The sequence below is a fragment of the Atopobium sp. oral taxon 810 str. F0209 genome, assembly GCF_000466405.1.
Lineage (GTDB): Bacteria > Actinomycetota > Coriobacteriia > Coriobacteriales > Atopobiaceae > Olegusella.
On record NZ_KE952943.1, the window covers coordinates 54,298 to 61,703 of the forward strand.

At 47.3% G+C, this 7,406-nt stretch carries 5 protein-coding genes; 1 reads left to right on the top strand and 4 read right to left on the bottom strand.

The annotated features are described in order from the left end of the window. Positions 1-67: 67 nt before the first annotated feature. Positions 68-1,393 carry a DUF1254 domain-containing protein gene (locus HMPREF9069_RS03215; RefSeq protein WP_051317769.1) on the bottom strand — a complete coding sequence of 442 codons (1,326 nt, stop codon included), beginning with the start codon at positions 1,391-1,393 and terminating at the stop codon, positions 68-70. 337 nt (positions 1,394-1,730) lie between these two features. Then, positions 1,731-3,146 carry a Sapep family Mn(2+)-dependent dipeptidase gene (locus HMPREF9069_RS03220; RefSeq protein WP_021625709.1) on the bottom strand — a complete coding sequence of 472 codons (1,416 nt, stop codon included), beginning with the start codon at positions 3,144-3,146 and terminating at the stop codon, positions 1,731-1,733. A gap of 292 nt (positions 3,147-3,438) precedes the next feature. On the opposite strand from HMPREF9069_RS03220, the gene HMPREF9069_RS03225 reads away from it, so the two are divergent. After that, on the top strand, positions 3,439-4,107 hold the full coding sequence (locus tag HMPREF9069_RS03225) for an HAD family hydrolase (RefSeq protein ID WP_021625710.1): 669 nt from the start codon (positions 3,439-3,441) through the stop codon (positions 4,105-4,107). A 166-nt stretch (positions 4,108-4,273) separates the two neighbouring features. Here the strand turns inward: HMPREF9069_RS03225 and HMPREF9069_RS03230 are convergent, their stop codons facing one another. Further along, complete coding sequence (locus tag HMPREF9069_RS03230) at positions 4,274-5,689, bottom strand: Sapep family Mn(2+)-dependent dipeptidase (RefSeq protein ID WP_021625711.1); 1,416 nt, start codon at positions 5,687-5,689, stop codon at positions 4,274-4,276. A 128-nt stretch (positions 5,690-5,817) separates the two neighbouring features. Then, entirely contained in the window at positions 5,818-6,966 is a 1,149-nt protein-coding gene (locus HMPREF9069_RS03235; protein ID WP_021625712.1) for a coiled-coil domain-containing protein, read from the bottom strand. Positions 6,967-7,406: the final 440 nt, after the last annotated feature.

The following is a 7,406-nucleotide window of genomic DNA, read 5'->3' on the forward strand; positions in this document are numbered from 1 at the left end:
TTTTCTAACAGCTGATTGCTGTGACTCAATTCTATGATATAGCCTTTTGTTCAGCTTTATTTATAGTTTAGTCGATTTTTGTTATTTTAGGTGCTTTCCACGTTCCGTTTAACACGCTGTTACCGGGTCTATATATTCTAAGATAAAGATGAAATCCTCTCTCTCCTACAGGTAACCAGTTTTCTCTGTTTTCATTCGGTTCTTCAGTTTGAAGAATCAAGTCCAGGGAATTATCGTCGTTTAACCTGAAGTCGTTTCGATTGCTTATAGCATAACGTTCGATTGGGTTTGAAATCAAAAAATCATCATCTCCGTATGCGGTTATCGACCAAAACCCATATTTTCCGACAGGCGGAAGTCCATCGGCGTTGAAATGTAACAAGTATCTGTTTTTTGCATCCAGCTTTTCACCTTTGTTATCTTCTTCTGCTTTAAGGTAAACGGCGACATCTACAGGATTGGCACCGAAACCCGCAATTGCAACGAGACAGCGATATCCGTATTGCGTACCGAAACGACTTATCGGATCTCCGTAAAATTTAAAGTTACCATTTCTCACCATGAAGCAGGATGTTTCCTCAATAAGCTTCGGAAGAAGGCGATCTTTCATTTCCTGCCAAAATTTTTCCAAATCTACAGGTGAAAGAGAAGATTTAAAAGAGCATCCGGCACCTATTCCTAATTCAGCAAGTTCACTGAGTAATTCACCGTCCTCCGAATATGCCGGATTGTCGCTTAATAATCTGTTTACCATCTCGAAATAAGCATTGGAAGACAACTTCATCGCAAGCATAATCGGAATACCCTCTTTATCCGGATCATAGGTACCTTTAGGCATTTCGCCACCTGTAAGCCAAACAGATAATGTTTTTGTTTCCATCTCATTTTGCAATTTATATATGTTCGCTATATCCTCAGGACCATAGCAGATTGTCCTTCCGATAAGCCATCCGATAGAAGTAGGAACCTCTATTCTCTTCATGCCGTCGGGAATATTTCCCTTAAAAGCAGGCCCTGTGAGTATGTAGGTCCTTTCTTCGTCTGTATCCCCGCCGGTTCCCAAAATCGCTACGGTATTTGACCATGCATCCATTATTTGAAACATCAGATACCTGCCGGCTTGCGGTTTTTTAATCACAAGTGCATCATCCTTTAAATCGAAAAAAATCTGCGAATACAGAGTATCGACATTTGGTGTAACAACCTGTCTGAACTCCGATGTCGCAAGATCTTTCGCATGAAGAAACTGATTGACTGGAGACTTTGATTTAGCAGGTTCTATCGTGTTTGTGCTGACATCCTTGGTGATATTCATCAGAACCAGCGGAAAAGAAAAGATAAACGCCCTCTCTATGAGCAACTTTTCTCTTTCAATTTTCATTTCATTTTCCATCTTAAAATCCTCCATAATACTTTATACTTTATTATTTTTTTGACTGAACTCACACATAATCATATTCTTAAGTAAAACTAAAAACAAATATAAAGCTTATAATTTGCGTCTTAATATTCTTAATCTTTTTCTTTATATGATGATTAAAGTGCTTTAACTTTTTATATATCTTAAATGGGGACATATTTATTGCATATTTGCTATAAATTATTCTTTTATGTACGATGCGGCGAGAGTTTTCTACCATACTTCGAGTGTACAAATACCTAACTGCTTATATAAAAAAGGCATCAGACAAAAAGCCTGATGCCTAAAGCCATACATGTACAAGCAGAGCTTAGAGGTCAAGCTTCATAAGGCGAGACATTGCAACGATGTAAATCTCCAAAGCCTTCTTGAACTGCTCCTCAGAGAAACCTTCATCGGCAGAGTGCTCAGCGCCAATCCAGTCGGGCATCGGGAAGGCGGGGTCATTGGGACCAAAGGCGCAGGCACACTTGAAGTGACGCGCATAGGTACCTCCACCGATAACATAAGCCTTGGAATCGCGACCAGTGTACTCGTTGTACGTGTCCACGCAGGTCTGAATTGCGGGATTATCGGGCTTGATATAGAAGGTTGGCATATCAAGATCCACAGTGAGATTAGCGTCGTAATCAGCAAGAACCTTCTCAATGGCAGCGCTAATTTCATCTGAGCTAATAGAGGTCGGATAACGAGAGTCGATGGTCTGTTCAAACATACCGTCCTTGGTGCGGATGGTACCACCGATGCAGGTCAGAGGACCAAACATCTCATCACGGGAAGCAAAGCCCATGGAAGAGCCATCAGTAGTGCAAAGTACCTTATGATCAAGCTCAAGGAAGCGACGCTCTGCCTCGCTACCAATACCATTCTCCAAGAGATAATCAACAAGAACGAGAATCGCGTTTACGGAACCCTCGGGCGTGGAGGCATGAGCACCTATACCAGTAGCTACGATACGAACTGTACCGTCACCCAAGTCCTCAACCTCAATACGGTCGGCAGCGGTAAGCTTGGAAGCATCGGCGCGTACGTTTGCAATCGCCTGACCAGGAACAGCGTTGCCAGCAGTGCCACCCTCAAAGCTTACAATCTGGTCGGCAATTGCCTTGTTGGGACGAATGGTGGCAGAATAACCACCCTTTTCGCCACAGATTACAGGGAAGTCTGCATCGGGAGTAAAGAGGAATGCGGGCTGCTCGAAGTTCTCGATATACCACTCCACGTCACGCATATCGGTCTCTTCATTGTTGCCGATGATGCAACGGATGGTATAAGGCAGAGGCTCTCCAGTCTTGTCAGCCTGCTCTTTGAAGAACTTGGCTGCATACATACCCATAACCAGAGGACCCTTGTCATCAAGAACACCGCGACCAATCATATAGCCATCCTTACGGGTGACTTCAAAGGGCGGGAAGGTCCAACCAGTGCCTTCGGGCACGATATCGGTATGACCAATAAGAGCGAGCTGCTTTTTGGAAGCGCCAGGAATATCTGCATAAGCAATATGGCCGTCACAATTGTGAGTATCAAAACCCATACGTTCTGCAATATCGCATGCAGCGCACAAAGCCTCGTAGGGCTTGGGGCCATACGGCATGCCCTCGGTAGCATGCTCCATATCCTCAACGGAACGAATACTGACAAGGGTAGCAACATCAGCAACAATGTTCTCCCACTCGCGCTCAATATAAGCGCGCGCGTCCTGCTTGACCTGCTCGTCTGCCATGACAGTCCTTTCTGCCGAAGCTAATTTGATTGCATAACCATTGCTAGTTTAGCGTTTAATATCACCAGATAGAAACAAAGCGGCAAAGCGCTTAGCGGCTCGGTAGACGGCTAAAGTTTGCTGGTAGAGTCTTTGGACATACACAATTTATGCAGAAAGTCATGCACAAAAGATACATGAGGCTAACTTGCATGAAATAGTAGTATGTGTCTGCAATTGAATCGCAGCATAAGCCATAGACTCCTTTAGAATGCCAAAGACAACAACATACCCCGCGCAGAACGGTAAATAGATGGCAGTAGATAAACGACTTTGGCCAGCAGAATTTGCAGGTGCAATTTTTGATTTTGATGGAACAATTGCCGAAACGCACTCCATTTGGCATGAGGTTGATCAGATATTTTTAGGTTCACGCGGTATTGAGGTTGATTTTGAGTACCAGAGAATGCTCTCAATGATGGGTTTCCAGGCGGGCGCACGCTATACCATCGAGCGTTTTGGTCTGCGCGAAACTGTCGATGAAATTTGTGATGAGTGGAACCGGTTGGGTAAGGCACTCTACCACAGTCGTGTGCATTTGCGGCCAGGCGCTCAAGCCTATATCGAAGCCCTAGGAAAGCAGGGCATCCCCTGTGCATTGGCAACAGTAAACGATGCCGAGGTATTAGAATCATGTCGCCATATTGATGTGCGCAGCCTTTTTGACCAGCGAGTTTACGGGAAGGAAGTGGCACATCCCAAGGACCATCCCGACATTTACCTCGAAGCGGCTCACCGGCTTGGTGTTGCCCCCGCTAACTGTATTGTATTCGAAGATCTTGCTGCAGGCATTCGTTCTGCTCATAGTATTGGGATGTTAACCTGCGCTGTTGCTAGTAATGACCCTATGCAAGACGAGCAGGTCGTAACACAGCTCGCAGATATTTTTTTGCCCGACTGGCAGGATATTAATCTGGCATAAAATGTCGCCCCAAGCCTCGCTTGAAGCGACAGATAAAGCGAATCTGCTTCCATAAAATACAATTGCTTCCACAGATGGTTCATTCCTCGAGTTCGGAGAAAAATTTATCTGCGGTTTGGTGGTTGTTGAACTCGAAGTTTGAACCATCTGTGACATAAGCAAACTTTTAGAGTTCGAGCTCCATCAGACGAGCAATGCTCACGATGTAAATTTTGAGCGCGCGCTTAAGGCTGGCCTCAGGAATTGCCTCATCGGGACCATGCTCAGGGCCTGCCCATTCGGGTACAGGATCGGCTGGATCCCAAGGACCAAAGGCAGCTCCACGGGCAAAGTGGCGCGCATAGGTACCACCGCCAATGGTAAAGGCCTTGCCTTCACGTCCGCTATACTCTTCATAGGTATCCAACAAGCAACGAATTTCGGGCAGCTCAGGGTCAACATAAAAAGGCGTAACATTGCGACCCTCAGCGTAACTGCAGCCATATTTAGCTCCAAAGGTGCTAAGCGTTTCGGTAATGCTTTCGCCCGTTGTGCTAGTTGGGAAGCGTGAATCAACCGTTTGTACAAAGCAGCCATTCTCCGTGCGCACTGTGCCGCCAATGAGCGTCAGTGGCCCGAACTTATCATCTTCACTGGCAATGCCCACCGAAGAGCCATCTGTTGTCGCAAGCAGTATGCGCTCCATCTCGAGGAAGACACGCTCCTCATCAGAGCACAGGTTTTGCTCTAGCAAGTAATCAACAAGCAAAGCAATTGCATTGACGGTACCAGCAGGCATAGAGGCATGACCACCCTTGCCATGAGCAGTAATGAGTGCCTGACTATCCCCCGCTGCCTCAATATCGATGTTATCGGCTTCAGGCAACTCACTTGCTACACGCCTGACCACAGCAGTCGCGCGACCAGGAATTGCATTACCAACCGTACCACCATCAAGTTCAACGATGATGCCACCTGCGATCTTGCCCGAGCAAAAAGTTCCTGAATACAGGCCCTTCTCACCACAAATCAGCGGAAATTCTGCATCAGGCGAAAACGCAAATTCGGGCATGGGGTAGCGCTCAAGATACCAGTCAAGGTCTTTCATACTGGTCTCTTCATTGTTGCCCACGATGCAACGCAGAGTATACGGGAGCTTCTTGCCTGTACGTTGAACCTCACGCGCAAAATAGTGAGCAGCATAAAGCGATAACACGCAGGGACCCTTATCGTCCAAAACACCACGACCAACTAGGCAACCTTCCTTACGAGAAACATCAAAAGGAGGAAAGGTCCAACCCAAGCCCTCGGGCACAACATCAGTATGGGCAATAGTGGCGATTTGCTTGTCCGACTCACCGATAAGGTCTGCATAGCCCAAATAACCTTCGCACTCATGTGCATCCAAGCCCAAGCGATCGGCAATTCCGAGACCTACTACCAGCGCCTCATGGGAAGCAGGACCCCAAGGCATACCAGGCTTCGCAGCAGTGCGATCCTCGACAGAACGGATACGCACGAGCCTGCGAATATCAGCAACAACGTCTTCCCAGACCTCATCTACAAAGGTATCAACGTTCTGCTTGAATTGTTCATCAATCATCTAGGCCTCCCGACCTCCATACTCACATTTTTGCGCGGAGCAAAACGAAGCAAAAGGAGTCGACAACCCAGACCTATCGCAGCGGATACTCGCGCGTCAATCTAGTTTAGTTTAAACACCTATTTGGTTTAGATGCTTGCCATCTCAGAGGAGACGGAAGAATACCAGAAAGAGTAATTGGGCGGACAATACTTCTTTGCTGCGCTTAGCGAGATGGTATAGCCATAGCCACTCGCAAGACCGGCAACGTGAGCATTGATAGCCTCTTCCCAACTGCCCCAGCTAGAACTACCCCAGCCCCAAGCATTATGCGGCTTAAAGCAAGCAGCACCTTTACTAGACTCGATGCATGAAATTGCCGGAGACCAGCGAGGGTCAACACCATAGCGCAGGGCAGCTTCGGCAAAGGTCCTACCTTGACCGGCAAGCGGCGAACCTGCAAGGTAGGCATCAATGCGTGCGGCCCAAGAGTCAACAGAGTCAGACGAAGAAGAACCGCTGCTTTCTTTGTTGCCATCCTCAGTTTCGACCGCAGACTTGTTGTGCTCAACTTTTGCAGGAGCTGACTCTTCTTTTTTGGTGTTGGAGCTAACCTTAGCTTCGTTGCCACTAGCGGTCTTAAAGGTTTTATTTTCGGACTCAGCTTTTTTTGCCTCGGCAAGAGCTGCCTCGCGGGCTGCCGCCTCTTCCTTTGCCTGCTCGGCCGCGCGAGCCTCTGCCTCAGCACGAGCTTCCTCGGCTGCATTCAATGCATCTGCTGCTTTTTGACGGGCTTTCTCGGCCTCTGCTTTTTCAGCTTTGAGACTTGTCTGAGCTACTTCAAGCTCATTTTGCATCTCTACCAAAGAACTAATTTCATCGGTATTTTTGTCCGAAATGATATTGAGATACTGAAGAGTCGACAACAAACTCGAGAAATCCTCAGAAGAAAGCACTAAATCAATCAAGCCGCCACGGGACTGCTGGAACTTGTAAAGAACGCGCATAGAGCTTGCAGACTTTTCACGCTGCTCAGGGAGTTTGGCGGTAATCGTGTCAATACGATCTTGAACCTCACTCATGCGCTCCTTGACGTCTTCGACTTTCTTGACCGCGGCATCATAGTCGTCGTTTGCCTTCTCGATACGCTTGGCAATAGAGGCGATGTCATCTTTGCCAGCGGCGTGTGCGACACTGGGAAGAACAGCCGGCATTGAGAATGCAAACAAAGTACCCACAAGTGCAAGTACAAGAATCTTGTTTGCTTGTCGACCAGTTGCTGCCTGCCTTTGCTGCACGCTAAAGTCCCTTCTTCTGCGCACCTTTTGGCCGCATAAGCGGAGGTACGTCTTGTCTCTCAAGTAGTGCTTTGCCGCCCAAGACCAAGACGACGACGTGTCTTGCAAATAAAAAACCCTTCTTTTGGTGGGCCGCAACAGCTGTTAAGCAAGCTACAGATCCCACGTAACTTTCGAAATTTTACCCGAGAGAAGCCCATACGCCAAACGCCAACCAATAACTGCAGGAATTTGGCACAAGTCGACTTTGAGGGTTGGGGGGAGCCATGTCCTGCTTCCCCACAACGGGTTCAAAAGCGTCCCTTCAGCTTGCAAACGGTTCAAAACCGTACCTTACACGCCACAAAACCGCTGATAAAAATTTTCGCAAGGGCGCTTATTGAACCCGATGTAAGCAAAAGGGTGCTTTTTGAACCCGTTGTAGTCACTTTTCCGCAGGC

Bases quoted from the DNA above. Each gene is read 5' to 3' on its own strand.
- HMPREF9069_RS03215 (WP_051317769.1), bottom strand. From the start codon at position 1,393: ATGGAAAATGAAATGAAAATTGAAAGAGAAAAGTTGCTCATAGAGAGG.
- HMPREF9069_RS03220 (WP_021625709.1), bottom strand. From the start codon at position 3,146: ATGGCAGACGAGCAGGTCAAGCAGGACGCGCGCGCTTATATTGAGCGC.
- HMPREF9069_RS03225 (WP_021625710.1), top strand. From the start codon at position 3,439: ATGGCAGTAGATAAACGACTTTGGCCAGCAGAATTTGCAGGTGCAATT.
- HMPREF9069_RS03230 (WP_021625711.1), bottom strand. From the start codon at position 5,689: ATGATTGATGAACAATTCAAGCAGAACGTTGATACCTTTGTAGATGAG.